General features: G+C 67.8%; 15 protein-coding genes and 1 pseudogene. 10 read left to right on the top strand and 6 right to left on the bottom strand.

Translation table 11 applies throughout. The features are described from left to right. The first annotated feature begins 34 nt into the window (after positions 1-34). The 6 genes from WS46_RS04805 to WS46_RS04830 all read left to right on the top strand — a co-directional run bounded on the left by WS46_RS04805 (position 35) and on the right by WS46_RS04830 (position 9,648). Complete coding sequence (locus WS46_RS04805) at positions 35-1,243, top strand: phosphotransferase enzyme family protein (RefSeq protein ID WP_059689458.1); 1,209 nt, start codon at positions 35-37, stop codon at positions 1,241-1,243. Positions 1,244-1,471: 228 nt separating this feature from the next. Beyond that, positions 1,472-2,776: a TolC family protein gene (locus WS46_RS04810; RefSeq protein WP_059689459.1), complete on the top strand. Its 1,305-nt coding sequence runs from the start codon at positions 1,472-1,474 to the stop codon at positions 2,774-2,776. A gap of 26 nt (positions 2,777-2,802) precedes the next feature. Further along, the gene (locus tag WS46_RS04815) at positions 2,803-4,272 is read left to right on the top strand and encodes an efflux RND transporter periplasmic adaptor subunit (RefSeq protein ID WP_059689460.1); all 1,470 of its coding nucleotides are present in this window, start codon (positions 2,803-2,805) and stop codon (positions 4,270-4,272) included. A 56-nt stretch (positions 4,273-4,328) separates the two neighbouring features. Then, positions 4,329-7,541, top strand: coding sequence for an efflux RND transporter permease subunit (locus tag WS46_RS04820; protein ID WP_059689461.1), 3,213 nt, complete (start codon positions 4,329-4,331; stop codon positions 7,539-7,541). Beyond that, complete coding sequence (irlR, locus tag WS46_RS04825) at positions 7,541-8,224, top strand: heavy metal response regulator transcription factor IrlR (protein ID WP_059466657.1); 684 nt, start codon at positions 7,541-7,543, stop codon at positions 8,222-8,224. The genes WS46_RS04820 and irlR overlap by 1 nt, the downstream gene beginning before the upstream one ends. Further along, complete coding sequence (locus WS46_RS04830) at positions 8,221-9,648, top strand: heavy metal sensor histidine kinase (protein WP_059689462.1); 1,428 nt, start codon at positions 8,221-8,223, stop codon at positions 9,646-9,648. The genes irlR and WS46_RS04830 overlap by 4 nt, the downstream gene beginning before the upstream one ends. A gap of 94 nt (positions 9,649-9,742) precedes the next feature. On the opposite strand, the gene WS46_RS04835 is transcribed toward WS46_RS04830, so the two are convergent. Beyond that, complete coding sequence (locus tag WS46_RS04835; RefSeq protein ID WP_059531872.1) at positions 9,743-10,033, bottom strand: DUF4148 domain-containing protein; 291 nt, start codon at positions 10,031-10,033, stop codon at positions 9,743-9,745. 294 nt (positions 10,034-10,327) lie between these two features. Between WS46_RS04835 and WS46_RS04840 the strand changes: the two genes are divergently transcribed. Continuing rightward, a complete protein-coding gene (locus WS46_RS04840) occupies positions 10,328-10,576 on the top strand; it encodes a hypothetical protein (RefSeq protein ID WP_236873256.1) in 249 nt (82 codons plus the stop codon). 205 nt (positions 10,577-10,781) lie between these two features. On the opposite strand, the gene WS46_RS04845 is transcribed toward WS46_RS04840, so the two are convergent. After that, entirely contained in the window at positions 10,782-11,942 is a 1,161-nt protein-coding gene (locus tag WS46_RS04845; RefSeq protein ID WP_059689464.1) for a porin, read from the bottom strand. Positions 11,943-12,188: 246 nt separating this feature from the next. Here WS46_RS04845 and WS46_RS04850 point away from each other — a divergent pair, with 246 nt between their 5' ends. Both WS46_RS04850 and WS46_RS04855 read left to right on the top strand, forming a co-directional pair. After that, positions 12,189-12,533 carry a DUF4148 domain-containing protein gene (locus WS46_RS04850; RefSeq protein ID WP_257129934.1) on the top strand — a complete coding sequence of 115 codons (345 nt, stop codon included), beginning with the start codon at positions 12,189-12,191 and terminating at the stop codon, positions 12,531-12,533. Positions 12,534-12,566: 33 nt separating this feature from the next. Beyond that, positions 12,567-13,064, top strand: a complete 498-nt coding sequence (locus tag WS46_RS04855; RefSeq protein WP_257129926.1) for a hypothetical protein — start codon at positions 12,567-12,569, stop codon at positions 13,062-13,064. Positions 13,065-13,225: 161 nt separating this feature from the next. Here WS46_RS04855 and WS46_RS04860 read toward each other — a convergent pair whose 3' ends face one another. From WS46_RS04860 to WS46_RS04875, 4 genes are all read right to left on the bottom strand, one after another. Next, positions 13,226-14,521 (bottom strand): O-acetylhomoserine aminocarboxypropyltransferase/cysteine synthase family protein, encoded by a 1,296-nt coding sequence (locus WS46_RS04860; protein WP_059531860.1) that lies wholly within the window; start codon positions 14,519-14,521, stop codon positions 13,226-13,228. Between the two features lie 188 nt (positions 14,522-14,709). Then, positions 14,710-15,933 (bottom strand): RtcB family protein, encoded by a 1,224-nt coding sequence (locus tag WS46_RS04865; RefSeq protein WP_059689467.1) that lies wholly within the window; start codon positions 15,931-15,933, stop codon positions 14,710-14,712. Positions 15,934-15,983: 50 nt separating this feature from the next. Continuing rightward, positions 15,984-16,745 (bottom strand): bifunctional 2-polyprenyl-6-hydroxyphenol methylase/3-demethylubiquinol 3-O-methyltransferase UbiG, encoded by a 762-nt coding sequence (locus WS46_RS04870; protein WP_059689468.1) that lies wholly within the window; start codon positions 16,743-16,745, stop codon positions 15,984-15,986. A 14-nt stretch (positions 16,746-16,759) separates the two neighbouring features. Further along, positions 16,760-17,386 (bottom strand): LysE family translocator, encoded by a 627-nt coding sequence (locus WS46_RS04875; RefSeq protein ID WP_059531846.1) that lies wholly within the window; start codon positions 17,384-17,386, stop codon positions 16,760-16,762. Positions 17,387-17,525: 139 nt separating this feature from the next. On the opposite strand from WS46_RS04875, the pseudogene WS46_RS36360 reads away from it, so the two are divergent. Next, positions 17,526-17,751 (top strand): annotated as a pseudogene (locus WS46_RS36360) (MFS transporter); the annotation flags it as partial. Positions 17,752-17,769: the final 18 nt, after the last annotated feature.

Genomic DNA, 17,769 nt, shown 5'->3' on the forward strand with positions numbered 1-17,769 from the left:
CACGGGCCGATTCAACAACGGAGCTGCGTCGTTCATGACATTTCCTCTCGAGCCGAACGCGCCTGCGTCGCGTGACGCCGTCGACGCGCGGGACGTCGCACCGCCGCAATTCGGCGTCGACGGCGAGCAGGCCGAACGCGACTGGCCGCTGATGACGCACGACGAAGTCGCGGGCGTGCTCGCGCGGATCGATGGCGTCGGCGCGCCGGCGCGGCTCACGTGGCACAGCCCGCGGCCGTTCTCGGCGGCCGTGCTGGTGCACACGACGGACGAGCGCACGCTGTTCGTCAAGCGTCATCACGTGAGCCTGCGTGATGTCGCCGGACTCGAGGAAGAGCATCGCTTCATCGCGCATCTGCGTGCACGCGATGTTCCGGTCGCCGACGTGCTCGCCGGTCGCGACGGCGCGACCGCGTTCGCATCCGGCGACTGGACCTATGAAGTGCACGTGGTTGCGCCGGGCGTCGACGCGTATCGCGGCGTGATGTCGTGGCAGCCGTTCACGGATCCTTCGCATGCATACGCGGCCGGCCGCGCGCTGGCCGAACTGCATCGCGCATCGGCCGGATACGATGCGCCGGCGCGGCCCGTGCGCACGCTGTTGTCGAGTTTTCGCGTACTGTCGTCCACCGATCTGGCGGGTGCGCTCGAACGCTGGGTCGATGCGCAGCCGCTGCTGGTGCGCGCGCTCGGCACGCGCGACTGGCGCGGCGACGTAGCGGATGCGATCGGCCCGTATCATGCGCGCCTCGTGCCGCTGCTTCCCGCGCTGCCGCCGCTGTGGACGCACGGCGACTGGCATGCGTCGAACCTGTTGTGGACCGACGCCGGCCCCGGCGCGCGGGTGCGCACCGTGCTCGACTTCGGCCTGTCCGATCGCACGTGCGCGGTGATGGACGTCGCGCTGGCGATCGAGCGCAATACGATCGACTGGATGGCGCCGGCCGATGCGCGCCGCATCGAATACGCGCACATCGATGCGCTGCTCGACGGCTACGAATCGCTCGAACCGCTGAGCGACGATGCGTATGCGGCGCTGGTCGCGATGCTGCCGATCGTGCATACGGAGTTCGCGCTGTCGGAAGTCGCGTATTTCGGGTGCATCATCGAGGCCCCGGCGATCGTCGACGTCGCGTACGACGGCTACCTGCTCGGGCACGCACGCTGGTTCGGCGAACGCGACGGACGACAACTGCTCGACTGGCTGGTGCAACGCCGGCGCGCGAAGCGGGGCAGCGTGTAAAGCTGCGCGCCGGACGTCGTCGAGCCGGCAATGTTGTTTTCCTTCCGTGCGGCGATCGCACCGCACATTCACTGAAATCATCCGATCCACGAAGCGGACCCTGCTCCCGCAGGACGCCGCACGTCCGCACGCCGTCGCATCCAACATGACGGAAATGTCATCTTCGGCTCATGTTCGCACTTCACCCGATCCGTAGCATCGGTGCGAACCGTTATCGCAGAACCGAACATGCTCAAGCTCACCCTCGCCGTGGCCGTCGTCTTCGCGACGGCCGCGACGGCCCATGCGCAATCGCTGCAGGTCGCGGCCCCGGCCTTGGCCTCGACGACTTCCGCTGTTGCACCGCCGTCCGACGCCGCTTCTTCCCCATCGCTGACGCTGTCCGACGCGCTCGCGGCCGCGGCCCGCAACAACCCGGCGTTGCGCGGCGCGCGCGCGGACGTCGACGCATCGGCCGGCGCGCTGATGCAGGCCGGTGCGCGTCCCAATCCGGAAGTGTCGTTCCTGCAGGAAGGCTTCAGCCGTGCGGAGCGCACGTCGACCGCGCTGATCAACCAGACCATCGAACTTGGGGGCAAGCGCCGCGCGCGGCTCGATGTCGCGTCGTACGGCCGCGAGGCCGCGAATGCGTCGTTCGACGAGCAGGGCGCCGCCGTGCGCGCCGATGTGATCGCGGCGTTCTACGGATTGCTTGCCGCGCAGCGGCAACTTCAGGTTACCGAAGAGTCGGCCGCGATCGCCGCGCGCTCGGCTGACCTCGCGGGCCGCCGCGCGCAGGCTGGCAAGGTGTCGCCGGTCGAGGCGACCAAGGCGCAGGTGGCGGCGGCCGGCGTCCAGATCGAGGTGGCGACCGCGCGCGGCCGTGTCGACGTCGCGCGCGAGAAGCTGAATGCGGTGATGGGTGAAGCGCGCAGCGACCGCCGCGTCGCGCTCGGCGATCTGGAAGTGGTGCCGGCGGTCGAGCCGCTGTCCGCGCTGACCGCGCAGCTCGACGACGCGCCGCTCGCCCGCGTCGCGCGCGCGCAGATGCTGCGCTCGAACGCGGCCGTGTCGCTCGAACGCGCGCGGCGCATTCCCGACGTGACGGTCAGCGCGGGCATGAAGCGGGTGACGACGGGCGGCGTGCCCGACAACCAGGCGGTGGTCGGCGTGTCGATTCCGATTCCGCTCTTCGACACGAACCGTGGCGCCTTGCTCGAAGCGACGCACAAGGCCGAGCGCGCGAATGCCGATCTCGACCGCGAGCGCACGCGGCTGCGGCTCGAACTCACGCAGGCGTACGCGAATTTCGACGCGGCTGCGCAGGAAGCGCGGCGGCTGAAGACCGACATCCTGCCCGGCGCGCGGCTCGCGCTCGATGCGATGTCGCGCGGCTACGAGCTCGGCAAGTTCAGCTTCCTCGACGTGCTCGACGCGCAGCGCACGCTGTTCCAGGGGCAATCGCAATACGTGCGCGCGCTCGCCGACGCGCATGCGGCCCGCGCCGACATCGGCCGGCTCGTCGGCACGCCGCTCGCGGCCGTCGCGCAATAGCCGCGCTTCTTACCTGAAGGATCATCATGTCACGCAGCAGAATCTTCATCATTGCGGCGGCCGTGCTCGGCGGCGTCGGGATCGTGCTCGGCGCGCTCGCCGTCACGCGAGGCGGCGCGTCCGAGCCCGCGGGCACCGAAGCCGCGCAGGCGGCCGACGGCGTCGGCACCGGCTCGCACGGCGGCGTCGTGCTCACGCGCGGCACGTTGTCCGTCGAGATCGTGATGACGGAAAAGCCCGGCGACGCGCGGCTCGTCGTCTATCCGTTCGTCGACGGCAAGCCTGCGATCAAGGGCGTCGCCGTGTCCGGCACGCTGGTGCGGTACGACCGCTCGCACGAACCGATGCGCTTCGACGCGGCGGGCCAGAAGTTCGTGTCTGCGCAATCGATCGCGAAGCCGCACGTGTTCGACGCGACGATCGACGTCAAGGCAGGCAACGAGGCCGCGTCGTTTCCGTTCGCACGCGCGGACGGCGCGATCGCGCTGACCGACGCACAACTGCAGACGTCGAAGATCGCGCTCGCGAAGGCCGGCCCCGCGCAGATCGCCACGCCGTTCCAGCTGCCGGGCGAGATCAAATTCAACGAGGATCGCACCGCGCACGTCGTGCCGCGCGTGGCCGGCATCGTCGAACAGGTGTCGGTGTCGCTCGGGCAGAACATCGCGAAGGGGCAGGTGCTGGCCGTGATCGCGAGCACCGATCTCGCGGACCGTCGCAGCGAACTGCTGACCGCCGAACGCCGCTTGTCGGGCGCGCGCGCGACCTATGAACGCGAACGCACGCTGTGGCAGGAGCGCATCTCGGCGGAACAGGACTACCAGCAGGCGCAGGTTCAGTTGCGCGAGGCCGAGATCGCCGTGCAGAACGCGCGGCAGAAACTGGCCGCGCTGAACGCGCCGGCCGGCCCGGGCGCGCTGAACCGCTACGAGTTGCGCGCGCCGTTTGCGGGCACGATCGTCGAGAAGCATGCGACGCCCGGCGAAGCGATCGCCGCCGACGCGAGCATGTTCGTGATTTCCGACCTGTCGACGGTATGGGCCGAGATGGCCGTGCCCGCGCAGCGGCTGAACGACGTGCGCGTCGGCCGCGACGCGACGGTCAGCGCGACCGCGTTCGAATCGCGCTCGAACGGCCCGATCGCTTACGTCGGCTCGCTGCTCGGCGAACAGACGCGCACCGCGCCCGCGCGCGTCGTGCTGCCGAATCCGGACGGCGTGTGGCGGCCGGGGATGTTCGTGAACGTGTCGGTCGACGCGGGCAAGCAGGCCGTGCCGCTCGCCGTCGCGAGCGACGCGCTGCAGGACGTCGACGGCGTGCCGTCGGTATTCGTGCGCTCGCCGAAGGGCTTCGTCGCACAGGCCGTCGAGACGGGGCGGCGCGACGACCGTGCGACCGAAGTGCTGAAGGGGCTCAAGCCGGGCCAGGAATATGTGGCCGCGAACAGCTTCGTGCTGAAGGCCGAGCTCGGCAAGGGGAGTGCGGAACATGAATGAGCGTCACGCATCGAAGGCCCACGCAGTGGACGTTCCCCGCTTCGAGGAATCCCGCCATGTTTGAGCGCCTGATCCGCTTTGCGATCGCGCACCGCTGGCTCGTGATGCTGGCGATCGCGGCCGTGGCCGCGCTGGGCGTGTTCAGCTACCAGAAGCTGCCGATCGACGCGGTGCCCGACATCACGAACGTGCAGGTCCAGATCAACACGGCCGCGCCCGGCTACTCGCCGCTGGAGGCCGAGCAGCGCATCACGTATCCGGTCGAGACCGTGATGGCCGGCCTGCCAGGCCTGGAGCAGACGCGTTCGATTTCGCGCTACGGTTTGTCGCAGGTCACCGTGATCTTCAAGGACGGCACCGACATCTACTTTGCGCGGCAGCTCGTCAACGAACGCATCCAGGAAGCGAAGGACAAGCTGCCCGCCGGCATCGCGCCCGCGATGGGGCCGACGTCGACCGGCCTCGGCGAGATCTACCTGTGGACCGTCGAGGCCGACGCGGCCGCGCGCAAGCCCGACGGCACGCGCTACACGGCGGCCGACCTGCGCGAGCTCCAGGACTGGGTCGTCCGGCCGCAACTGCGAAACGTGCGCGGCGTGACCGAGGTGAATTCGATCGGCGGCTACGTGAAGGAATACCGCGTCGCGCCGAACCCGGCGAAGCTGATGTCGTACGGGCTGACGCTCGCCGACGTCGTGCGCGCGCTCGAACGCAACAACGACAACGTCGGCGCGGGCTACATCGAGAAGCGCGGCGAGCAGTACCTGGTGCGCGTGCCGGGCCAGGCGCGCACCGTCGACGACATCGCGAACATCGTGCTGACCAACGTCGGCGGCGTGCCGGTGCGGATGAAGGAGGTCGGTCAGGTCGACATCGGCCGCGAGTTGCGCACCGGCGCCGCGACGTCGAACGGCGAGGAGGTCGTGCTCGGCACGGTGTTCATGCTGATGGGCGAGAACAGCCGCTCGGTCGCGAAAGCCGTCGCCGCGAAGATGGCGGACGTGAACCGCACGCTGCCGGCCGGTGTGAAGGCGATTCCCGTCTACGACCGCACCGTGCTCGTCGAGAAGGCCGTCGCGACGGTGAAGAAGAACCTGCTCGAGGGCGCGATCCTCGTGATCGCGGTGCTGTTCCTGTTTCTCGGCAACATCCGCGCGGCGCTGATCACCGCGCTCGTGATCCCGCTGTCGATGTTGATGACGTTCACCGGGATGGTCAACGCGAAGGTCAGCGCGAACCTGATGAGCCTCGGCGCGCTCGACTTCGGGATCATCGTCGACGGCGCGGTCGTGATCGTCGAGAACTGCGTGCGACGGCTCGCGCATGCGCAGGCCGTCGCGGGCCGGCCGCTGACGCGCGACGAGCGCTTCGCGGAAGTATTCGGCGCATCGCAGGAGGCGCGCCGCGCGCTGATCTTCGGGCAACTGATCATCATGGTCGTGTACCTGCCGATCTTCGCGCTCACCGGTGTCGAGGGGAAGATGTTCCATCCGATGGCCGTCACCGTGGTGATGGCGCTCGCGGCGGCGATGGTGTTGACGGTCACGTTCATTCCGGCAGCGGTGGCGCTGTTCATCGGCGAGCGCGTCGAGGAAAAGGAAAACCGGCTGATGGGCTGGGCGCGGCGTGCGTACGAACCCGTGCTCGCCGCGTTCATGACGCGCCCCGCGCGCGTGATGCTCGGCGCCGGCGCGATCGTGCTGGCCACGCTCGGGCTCGCGACGCGGCTCGGCAGCGAGTTCATCCCGAGCCTGAACGAAGGCGATCTCGCGGTCGCCGCGCTGCGCATTCCCGGCACGAGCCTGTCGCAATCGGTCGAGATGCAGAAGGCGATCGAGAAGACGCTGAAGGCGCGCTTCCCGGAAATCGAGCGCGTGTTCGCGCGCACCGGCACGGCCGAGATCGCGGCCGATCCGATGCCGCCGAACCTGTCGGACGGCTACATCATGCTGAAGCCGACCGACAAGTGGCCCGATCCGAACAAGCCGCGCGATCGGCTCGTGCGCGAGATCGAGGCGGCGCTCGCGGAACTGCCGGGCAACGCGTACGAGTTCTCGCAGCCGATCCAGTTGCGCTTCAACGAGCTGATCTCGGGCGTGCGCAGCGACGTCGCGGTGAAGATCTTCGGCGACGACATGACCGTGCTGAACCAGACCGGCGAGCAGATCGCGGCCGCGTTGCAGAAGGTGCCGGGCGCATCCGAAGTGAAGGTCGAGCAGACCACCGGCCTGCCCGTGCTGACCGTCAACCTCGACCGCGACAAGCTCGCGCGGTACGGCGTCACGGTCGCCGACCTGCAGGATACGGTGGCCGCGGCTGTCGGCGGGCAGAAGGCGGGGACGCTGTTCCAGGGCGATCGCCGCTTCGACATCGTCGTGCGGCTGCCGGACGAGCTGCGCTCCGACATCGAGGCGATCAAGCGTCTGCCGATCGCGCTGCCCGCGCCGGCCGCGGGTGCCAGCGCGCCGCTCGCGCAGGCGCCGTACGTGCCGCTCGCGGAACTCGCGACGATCGAGGTCGCGCCGGGCCCGAACCAGATCAGCCGCGAGGACGGCAAGCGGCGCGTCGTCGTCAGCGCGAACGTGCGCGGCCGCGACGTCGGCTCGTTCGTCGCCGATGCGCGCGAGCAATTACAACAGGACGTGCGCGTGCCGGCCGGCTACTGGGTGTCGTGGGGCGGCCAGTTCGAGCAGTTGCAGAGCGCGAGCGAGCGGCTGAAGCTCGTCGTCCCGCTCGCGCTGTTCATGGTGTTCGTGCTGCTGTTCGTGATGTTCAACAACGTGAAGGACGGGCTGCTGGTCTTCACCGGCATTCCGTTCGCGCTGAGCGGCGGCGTGGTGTCGTTGTGGCTGCGCGGGATTCCGCTGTCGATCACCGCGGCGGTCGGCTTCATCGCGCTGTCCGGCGTCGCGGTGCTCAACGGTCTCGTGATGATCTCGTTCATCCGCAACCTGCGCGACGACGGGATGCCGCTCGACGCGGCCGTGCGCGAAGGCGCGCTCACGCGGTTGCGGCCCGTGCTGATGACCGCGCTCGTCGCGTCGCTGGGCTTCCTGCCGATGGCATTCGCGACCGGCACCGGCGCCGAGGTGCAGCGCCCGCTCGCGACGGTCGTGATCGGCGGTATCCTGTCGTCCACGGCGCTGACGCTGCTGGTGCTGCCGGTGCTGTACCGCGTGAGCCACGCGGTGTCGTGGCGCGCGGTATTGCGCGGCGGGTTCGGCGCGGGCGTGCTGCGCCGGCTGGGTTTCTTCAAGGGTAATGCGTGATGCGAATTCTGATTGTCGAGGATGAACCGAAAACCGGCGCCTATCTGCGCAAGGGCCTGACCGAAGCCGGCTATGTCGTCGACTGGGTGGAGGACGGCATCACGGGCCAGCATCAGGCCGAGACCGAGGAGTACGATCTGCTCGTGCTCGACGTGATGCTGCCGGGGCAGGACGGCTGGACGCTGCTGCAGAACCTGCGTCGCAGCAAGTCGACGCCCGTGCTGTTCCTCACCGCGCGCGACGACGTCGGCGACCGCGTGAAGGGGCTCGAACTCGGCGCCGACGATTATCTGGCCAAGCCGTTCGACTTCGTCGAACTCACCGCGCGCATCAAGTCGATTTTGCGGCGTGGCCAGCCGCGCGATTCGAACACGCTGCGCGTGGCCGATCTCGAACTCGACCTGACGCGCCGCAAGGCCACGCGGCAGCGCGACACGATCCTGCTGACCGCGAAGGAATTCGCGCTGCTGTGGCTGCTGATGCGTCGCGAAGGCGAGATCCTGCCGCGTGCGACGATCGCGTCGCAGGTGTGGGACATGAACTTCAACAGCGATACGAACGTCGTGGATTCCGCGATTCGGCGACTGCGCTCGAAGATCGACGACGCCTACGAACCGAAGCTGATCCACACCGTGCGCGGGATGGGCTACGTGCTCGAAGTGCGCGACGGCGCGGCCAAATGATCGCGCGCCTGCTGCCGCGCACGCTGCGCGGACGCCTGACCGCGCTGATCATCCTGTCGACGTCGGTGATCCTCGCCTCGAGCGGCGTCGCGCTGTACGAGGCGTTGAGCAATCGCATCGAGACGACGGCGGCCGAGCAGATGGCCGGTATTTCGACCGCGCTGGGCACGCATCTGGCGGAAGCGCGTTCGACGGCCGACGTCGCGCGCAACCCCGATATCTGGATCGACCAGTTGCATGGGCATCCGAACATGGACCTGGCGATCTACGATGCGGCCGGCACGCGCATCGTCGGCACGCCGGGATTCCGGACCTACGCGCCGCTGCTGTCGACGGACGCGGGCCGTATTCCGGTATTCGTCGCGCCGCCCGGCGCGCGGCATCAGTATCTGGTGATGACCGTGCCGCTCGCCGGCGCGGGCGCGCCCGTCGTGCGCGTCGCGGTGCAGTACGACCGCAGCGCCGACGTGCTGCTGCTGCGCACGCATGCTTATACGATCGTCGTGATCGAGGTGTTCGGCGTCGTGCTGGCGGCCGCGATCGCATACGGCATCGCGGCGCTCGGGCTGAGCCCGCTGCGGCGCTTCGCGGCGCGGGCCGAGCAGATGTCGACGAGCCGGCTGGCCCATCCGCTGCCGGAACTCGAAACGTCAGGCGAACTGAAGGAACTGGAGCATGCGTTCAACGGGATGCTCGCGCGCTTGAACGAATCGTTTACGCGGTTGAGCCAGTTCTCGTCGAATCTCGCGCACGACATGCGCACGCCGCTCACGAACCTGCAGGCGGCCGCACAGGTCGTGCTGTCGCAGCCGCGCGGCGCGGACGAATATCGCAGCGTGATCGAGTCGAGCATCGACGAGTATCAGCGGCTGTCGAGGATGATCGAGGACATGCTGTTCCTCGCGCGCTCGGAGCAGGCCGGCACGTCGATCGACGTGCGGCGGCTCGATGCGGCCGAGGAGGCCTCGCGAGTCGCCGGCTACTACGAGCCGCTCGCGGAGGACGCGGGTGTGTCGGTGAAGGTCGACGGCTACGCATGGGTCGATGCCGATCTCACGCTGTATCAGCGCGCGTTGAGCAACCTGCTGTCCAATGCGCTGGCGTATGCGCCGCGCGGCAGTGTCGTGACGATCGATTGTTCGGAACAGGCCGGCGCGACGACGATCGCCGTATCGGATACGGGGCCGGGCATCGATGCGCAGCACGTCGCGCGGATTTTCGAGCGCTTCTATCGCGTCGATCCGTCGCGGCACAATTCGGCGTCGGGGACGGGCCTCGGCCTCGCGATCGTCCGGTCGATCATGGACAACCATGGCGGCGAATGCGGCGTCGACAGCGTTCCCGGCCGGCGCACGACATTCTGGCTGCGCTTTCCGCAGCGGCCGCCGGGTGCGCCGAAGACGATGCCGGCGGCCCATGCTTGAGATCGCACGCCGGCACGGCCGCGCGTTCGCCGCGATATGGCGGCGCGCGGCACGCTGCCCGCGATCGCGCGGCAGCGCCCGCGCCTGACCGGCATCAGCGGGTCGCAAGGCTGTCGTGATTGTCGGCCTGCGGCGCCTTCTCGCCGGCATGCACCGAAATCCCGTGAAGCTCCTTGTTGCGCGCGACGATCTCGCCGGTCGGCGGGTACTGGGTCTTGCTCGTCGGCACCACGCCGTCGTGCTGCGCCTGCTTCAGTTCGTTGATGACTTCCGCGCGGGTCTTGCCCTGCATTTGTGTTTGCGTTTGTGCGAATGCGGCTTGCGTGGCGATGCCGAGCGACAGCGTCGCGGTGACGAACAGGGCAGCGAGTTTTACCGTTTTCATGGAGCTCTCCTTGATGAGGCCGCCGGGTGGCGATCCATGGAACCAGTATGCGAAAGCAGCCGAGCGTGACCGTGATCGGCAGATGAAAAATCCGTCAGATTGCGCGGCGGCGTGTCCAACGTGCGGGCCCTGGCCGACATGACGCAATCGTCATGTTCGGGTCATGCGTGCGATGAACGGAAAGCGGAGCATGTCGCTTGCCGACGGCCGATGGTGTCGTCGGCATGCGCGCCGTTCGCCGCGCCGGCATGGAAGGCGGCCGGCTTCGTTTCGACTTTCATTCCGGACCAAACAGTGGATCGTCCCGCCATTCGCCTGTCGTTGCTTGCGTTGCTGATTGCCCCGTTGGTCGCCGGTTGCGCGTCGTCCCGTCCCGATGCAGGAACGGTCGGATCGTCCGCGCCGAAGGCCGTGCGCAATGCGGTGCCCGCCGGCCTGACGCCCGGCGAGCAGATCGACTATGCGGGACATCGCTGCGGCAATCCGAACTTCCACGTGAAGACGCATCCGTGCCTGTTCCCGAAGCGCAACGTCACGCCTTGATCCGTCGTACTGACGAAAAAAAAGCCCGGCACTCACGGTGTCCGGGCAGAACGCGTGATCGTGCCGTGCGACAGCGATCCGCTTGCGTGGATTGCAACGGGCATTGCCCGTCACGCATTCGATGGTAGCGACACGATGCATCGCGAACCTGATCGGAAGATGAAATTTTCGTCATGCGCGTGCCCGCGCGTTGCCGCTGCACCGATCAGAAACGATGGCGCAGCCCGAGATTGACGATCCCTTGCGTGCGCGTGCCGCCGTAGCCGTAGGAGCCGATCGACGCCTGCGCCGTCTGCGTGCCGCCATCGAGCGTGCGTTGCTCGCCGTTCGCGCGTTGCCACGCGCCGACCGCATAGAGATCGGTGCGTTTCGACAGCACGTAGTCCGCGCCGGCCGACACCTGATGGTAGGTCGCGCGCGTATCGCCGTGGGCTTTCGTGTAGCTGTAGCCGACGCCGACGAGCAGGCTCGCGCTCGCCTGATAGTTGAAGAAACCGCGCACGGTATCGTATTTCTGCGTGTTGCGAAACGCCGACATCGCATCGGCCTTGTACTGCGCGTTGCTGTAGTCGATGCCGATCGCGAAGGGCGCGAAGCTGTAGCGCAACGCGCCGCGTGCAATGCCGATCGACTTCGCGGAGATGTAGCCGCCGTTGACCAGCGATCCGTCGAACGTGCCGTCGGAGGTGCCGTTCCAGCCGGTTCGGATGCCGTCGGCAAGCGGCGACTTGTTGGCCGCGTAGTAGTAGCCGCCCGCGACATCGATCGGGCCGTTGCCGTACGAAAGCCCGGCCGACCAGGTTTGTCCCGCGCCCGTCTTGCCGGCCACGCCGCCGAGCGCAACCATACCGACGAACTGGAACCCGGCGATCACGGGGGACGTGTACTTCACCGCGTTGTCGGTTCGCGACGACGTGTCGTAGTTGTCGACGTCGCCGGGCGTCGCATACACGCTGCCGAAGTAGAAATCGCCGGTAATCGGCCATGCGACATCGGCAAGCGCGTCGTACTGGCGGCCGATCGTCAGCGTGCCCCAGCGCGAGCTGTCGAGACCGACGAACGCCTGCCGGCCGAACATCCGGTTGCCTTGCCCGAGCGCGCCGGTATTCGGATTGAAGCCGTTCTCCAGCGTGAAGATCGCCTTCAGCCCGCCGCCGAGGTCTTCCGCGCCTTTCACGCCGAAGCGGTTCCCGAGCAGGTTGCCGTTGCCCAGGCCGACGAGATTCTTGCCGTCTGCATTGGCGTTCCATACATACGTCAGCGACGTATCGAACAGGCCGTAGAGGCTGACTTCCGACGCGTGAACCGCGTGGGCGGTCGTGAGCAGCGCACCGGACAGCATGACGAGCCGAGCTGGAGTGTTCATGTTGGGTCCCTGAGGTTCGAGTTGATCGTTTCGTGCGTCCGTCGATCGTGCCGCCGCGCGTTCCGCGTGCGGGCGCCGAATATGGCGAACGTGCAGGCGATTCTGGGAACCGTTCGAATCGCGACGGTGAGGGACAAATGAGAAAAATGTCATCCGCGCGTCATGTGAGTCGAAGCATCTCGTCGATTTGCTTCGCACTGCGATTCAGGGCGTGGCATGCGATGACGAAATCGTCATCCCGTGTTCATGATCGCGCACCGCCATCGGATCAATCTTGGAACTCACGTTACCCATTCCGGACAAGGAGCGAAGCTCATGAACATTCGACGACCCCTGATTTCGATCGCCGTTGCCGCGCTGTCGATCGCCGCTTTCTCGCAGTCGGCCACCGCGCAGTCCAGGACTCGGCAGGAAGTGCGCCAGGAACTGCTGCGCGCCCGTCACGACGGCGTGATCCCGAGTCCGAAGCACGACTATCCGCCGAGCCCGGCCACCATCGCCCGCAATCAGGAAATCCATCGCACGACGGTGCATCGCGGCGAATCCGCGCCGGTCGTCGATGCGCATGACAACGGCTTGGCAGTGCGTTGATATTTTTTCGAGGAGGAACGGACGATGCGCAACATGATGAAAGCGATCGTACTGGCTGCGTGCCTGACGGCGACGGCCGCGACGGCGGCCGGCTGGCCGGAGCGCGCGCTGTCGCATGCGCCGGAACACGACGCCGGCCGCCGCGCGGGCGAACGGATGCGCTGCGAGTTCTCGGCCGTGCCGGCGGGCGAGTGGAGCGCGACGTTCACGCGCGGGCAATGCGAAGTCGGCAACGGGCGGCTGACGTTCCTGCCCGTCGATGCGGGTGCCGCGCCGGCGCCGCTCGCCGAGCAGCGGATCATGCTTCGCGAGGTGCGTACCGCGTCGCATCAGTCGCGCAAATTGAAGGAGCAACTGCAACTGACCACGCGCGACGAAGTGATCGCGCTGAACGTGCTGACCGACGACGGCAGCCGCAAGTCGCGCGAGCATGCGATCGACCTGTGGGCCGCATTGCGCAACGAGGGCGTGACGCCCGTTAACGGCACCCGCATCGTCGAGACGTATCCGACCGCCGCGACGACGTGGTGATGCTCGTGCTTCAGCCGGCCTTCACCGAACCTTCGATCAGGAAGAACACGATGCCGCCGGTGAAATGCCGGATGACGCACGACGGTTTCGTGCCGGGCGTCGCTCCGGCATCAACCGGGGATTGAACACCTTGAAGCGGGCGTGTGCACGCCTGCGCCAGGTCACACTTGCGCGAGCGCCTGGTCGAGATCGGCGAGGAGGTCGTCGATGTGCTCGATGCCGATCGACAGCCGCACCGTTTCCTCCTTCACGCCGGCCTTCGCGAGTTCGGCCGGCGACAGTTGGCGGTGCGTCGTCGAGGCCGGATGCGTCGCGAGAGATTTGGTGTCGCCGATGTTGACGAGCCGCGTGAACAGCTTCAGCGCGTCCTGGAACTTCGCGCCGCCGTCGCGGCCGCCCTTCACGCCGAACGTCAGGATGCCGGGCGCGCGGCCCGACAGGTAGCGCGCGACGAGCGGATGATCCGGGTGATCGGGCAGCCCCGCGTAGTTCACCCACTCGACATGTTCGTGGCGCGCGAGATGCTGCGCGATTTTCAGCGCGTTGTCGCTGATGCGCTCGACGCGCAGCGCGAGCGTCTCGATGCCCTGCAGGATCTGGAACGCGTTGAACGGCGAGATCGCCGCGCCCATGTTGCGCAGCGGCACGACCCGCGCGCGCCCGATATAGGCGGCCGGCCCGAACGCTTCGGTGTACACGACGCCGTGATAGCTGACGTCGGGCTCGTTGAGCCGCTTGAAGCGGTCCGCGTGCTGCGCCCACGGGAACTTGCCCGAATCGACGATCGCGCCGCCGAGGCTCGTGCCGTGGCCGCCGAGATACTTCGTCAGCGAATGCACGACGATGTCCGCGCCGTGTTCGAACGGGCGCAGCAGATACGGCGACGGCACCGTGTTGTCGACGATCAGCGGGATCCCGTGGCGATGCGCGACTTCCGCGAGCGCGGCGATGTCGGTCACGTTGCCGAGCGGGTTGCCGACCGATTCCGCGAAGATCGCCTTCGTGCGCGCGTCGATCAGCGGCTCGAACGATGCCGGGTCGCGCGGATCGGCGAAGCGCGTCGTGATGCCGTATTGCGGCAGCGTATGCGCGAACAGGTTGTAGGTGCCGCCGTACAGCGAACTGGCGGACACGATGTTGTCGCCGGCTTCGGCGATGGTCTGGATCGCGTACGTGACGGCCGCCTGGCCCGACGCCAGCGCGAGCGCGCCGATGCCGCCCTCGAGCGCGGCGATCCGCTGCTCGAGCACGTCCGTCGTCGGGTTCATGATTCGCGTGTAGATGTTGCCCTGGACCTTCAGGTCGAACAGGTCCGCGCCGTGCTGCGTGTCGTCGAATGCGTACGCAACGGTCTGATAGATCGGCACCGCGACCGCGCGCGTGGTCGGGTCGGGACGATAGCCGCCGTGCACGGCGATGGTTTCGAGTCGCCAGTTCGAAGTGGCCTGATCGGTCATGGGTGCTCCGTCTGTTGTTGTCGTGGTCGAGCGATTATAGGAGCAGGTGCGCTGCCGCCCTTAGAACGAATGGTTGGTTGCTTATGGGGCCGCCGCGCTTGCGGCGAGCGACGCATCCTCGAAGTCGGCACGCTCGGCGGCTGGGACGGGTTTTCGATCTCGATCGTCGGCGCGTGACGCGCGCCGCGCTATCCTTTCACGCACACCACCTGACGCAGCGTGTGCACCACTTCGACGAGGCTGCGCTGCGCCGCCATTACCGCGTCGATGTCCTTGTAGGCCATCGGGATCTCGTCGATGACACCCGCGTCCTTCCGGCATTCGACGCCGCGCGTCGCGCTCACCTGGTCGTCGACCGTGAAGCGGCGCTTCGCCTCGGTTCGGCTCATCGAGCGTCCGGCGCCGTGGCTGCACGAACAGAAACTCTCCGGATTGCCGAGCCCGCGCACGATGAAGCTCTTCGCGCCCATCGAGCCCGGAATGATCCCGAGCTGCCCCTTCTGCGCGGACACCGCGCCCTTGCGGGTCACGAGCACGTCCTCGCCGAAGTGGCGTTCGCGCTGCACGTAGTTGTGGTGGCAGTTCACCGCGTGCTCGTCGACCGCGAACGGTTTCGCGATCACGCCACGCGCCGCGCCGATTACCGCCTCCATCATCGCCTGCCGGTTGCGGCGCGCGTAGTCCTGTGCCCAGCCGACCGCCTCGACGTAATCGTCGAAGTGGCGGCTGCCCTCGGTGAAATACGCCAGATTGCGATCCGGCAGGTTCGCGATGTGCTGCCGCATGTCGGCCTGCGCGAGCTCGATGAACAGGCTGCCGATCGCGTTGCCGACGCCGCGCGAGCCGCTGTGCAGCATGAACCACACGCGTCCGGCCTCGTCGATGCACACCTCGATGAAATGGTTGCCCGTGCCGAGCGTACCCAGATGCGCACGGTGGTTCGTCTTCTCCAGCTTCGGATACTTGTCGACGATCCGCTGAAAGCCCGGCAGCAGCGACTTCCACGACTCGGTCACGGCGGGCGGCGTGCGATCGCCCCATGCTCCGGGATCGCGGCGCCCCGGCACGCGGCCGTGCGGCACCGCGCGTTCGATCGCGCCGCGCAGCCCGCCGAGCGAGTCCGGCAGGTCCGCTGCCGTGAGCGTCGTGCGCGCCGCCATCATCCCGCAGCCGATATCGACGCCGACCGCGGCCGGAATGATCGCGCCTTTCGTCGGAATCACGCTGCCGATCGTCGAGCCCTTGCCGAGGTGGACGTCCGGCATCACCGCGACGTGCCTGAAGATGAACGGCATCTGCGCGGTGTTGCGCAACTGCGCGCGCGCATCGTCCTCGACCGCGACGCCTTGCGTCCACATCTTCACCGGCTTGCCGTTCGACAATTCCATCACCTGGAATTCGTCGCTACTCATTTGCTTCACCCTTCATTCCACTATTCGCGTCCGGCGCGGCATTCAACCGCTCACGCGTGACAGATCGCGATGATCTCCGCGCTGGCCGCGTCGTCGAACGGCGCGCCGTGCCAGTCGCCGCACCATTCCGCCGACGTGAAGCCGGCCGCCGCCACGCGCGCCCGCAGGTCGGGCTGCGCGATGAAGCGCAGCCGGCTCGCGTTCTTCACACGCGTATTGTCGCGCTGAAAGTGGTAGACCGTGTCGAACGACACGATCGGGCCCTCGACCGCGGTGACCGCATGGTGCAGCTCGACGCTGCCGAACTCGGGCGAATCGATGCGGGACGCGGACGCCCGCGGCGTCCAGCGACGCCACGGCTCGACACGCGGGTTGCGGGTGTCGAACAGGAAGCGGCCGCCGTCGGCCAGCACGCGCCGCACGCCGTGCAGCGTCGCGTCGATGTCCGCGTCGGTCAGCAGACACTGGAACGCGTGTCCGGTCATGACGACGGCATCGAACGGCGCGCCGGGCGGCAGGCCGCCGAGATCGCACGCGAGCCAGCCGACCGCGCCGGCGCCAGGCTGGCGTCGCGCATGGTCGATCATCGCGGGCGCGGGATCGATCGCGACGACGTCGTGCCCGGCCGCCGCGAGCCGGCGCGCGAACGTGCCGGTGCCGCAGCCGAGATCGAGAATCCGTTGCCGCGTGGCGCCGATGCGCGATGCGTAGAACGCGAAGTCGCGATCGCCTGCGTTGAACCGGTCGTAGACCGCGACGAGGCGCGGGTCGGTATAGAGGATTTCGCCGGCGGTTGGCGCGTCGGACGTCATGCGAAACGCGCGCGTCAGCGTTGCTGGACCGCGACGCGCAGCCCGAGCGCGATGAAGATCGAACCGATGATCTTCCCCTGCCAGCGCGTGAGCCACGCAAGCCGCTTCACGAGGCGGCCAAGCGGGCGGATCGAGCACGCGATCAGCGTCGTGTAGAGCGAGCTGAGCACGACGAAGATGAGCCCGAGCACCGCGAACTGCACGAACGTCGAGCCGCGTTCCGGATGCACGAATTGCGGCATGAACGCGAGGAAGAACAGCGCGGTCTTCGGGTTCAGCACTTCGGCGGGAATCGCCTGCAGGTACGCCTTCAGCGGCGTGACAGGCGACACTTTCGGCAGCGACGGATCGGACGGCCTGTCGAGCAGCGCACGCACGCCGAGGTAGATCAGGTACGCGGCGCCGACCAGCTTCACGACGTTGAACGCGAGCGCCGACGTCATCAGCAGCGCCGACAGTCCGACCGCCGCGAACAGCGTGTGCACGAAGTCGCCGCTCGCGACGCCGAGCCCAGTCAGGATGCCGGTCTTGCGGCCGCCCTGCACGGTGCGGCTCAGCACGAGCAGCACGGCGGGGCCGGGAATCAGGAACAGACCCAGGACGACGGCGGTGAAGGTGGTCAGCGTGGTCAGGTCGAACATGGCGGCTCCGGCAAGGTTGGCGCAGCGGCGGGGGATGACGCGGCGGCGCGAATGTTCCGATCATTCACTGCTCGATTCGCCAGAATATCAGCGTTTCGGGCATCGATGCTTGCGCCGCCCGCCGGCCTTCAGCCGCCCAGCTCCCCCGCCGGAAAATCCACGAACGCCCGTATCCGGCGCCGACGCGGCCGCGGGATCGCGATGATCAATTCGATCGGCAACTTGCGCGGTTTCGTCGGGCCGTTCGCGATCGACTGGCTCATGCACGTGACGGGTGGGTATGCGGCAAGGCTTTACGTGGTGGCGGGCACGCTCTGTTGCTGAGTCGCAAGGGTGCGCGCGAGCACGCCGTGTCGGGAGTGTGACAGCATCGTTGAAGGCAG

The sequence above is a fragment of the Burkholderia sp. RF4-BP95 genome (genome assembly GCF_001521985.1).
In the GTDB taxonomy this organism is placed as follows: domain Bacteria; phylum Pseudomonadota; class Gammaproteobacteria; order Burkholderiales; family Burkholderiaceae; genus Burkholderia; species Burkholderia diffusa.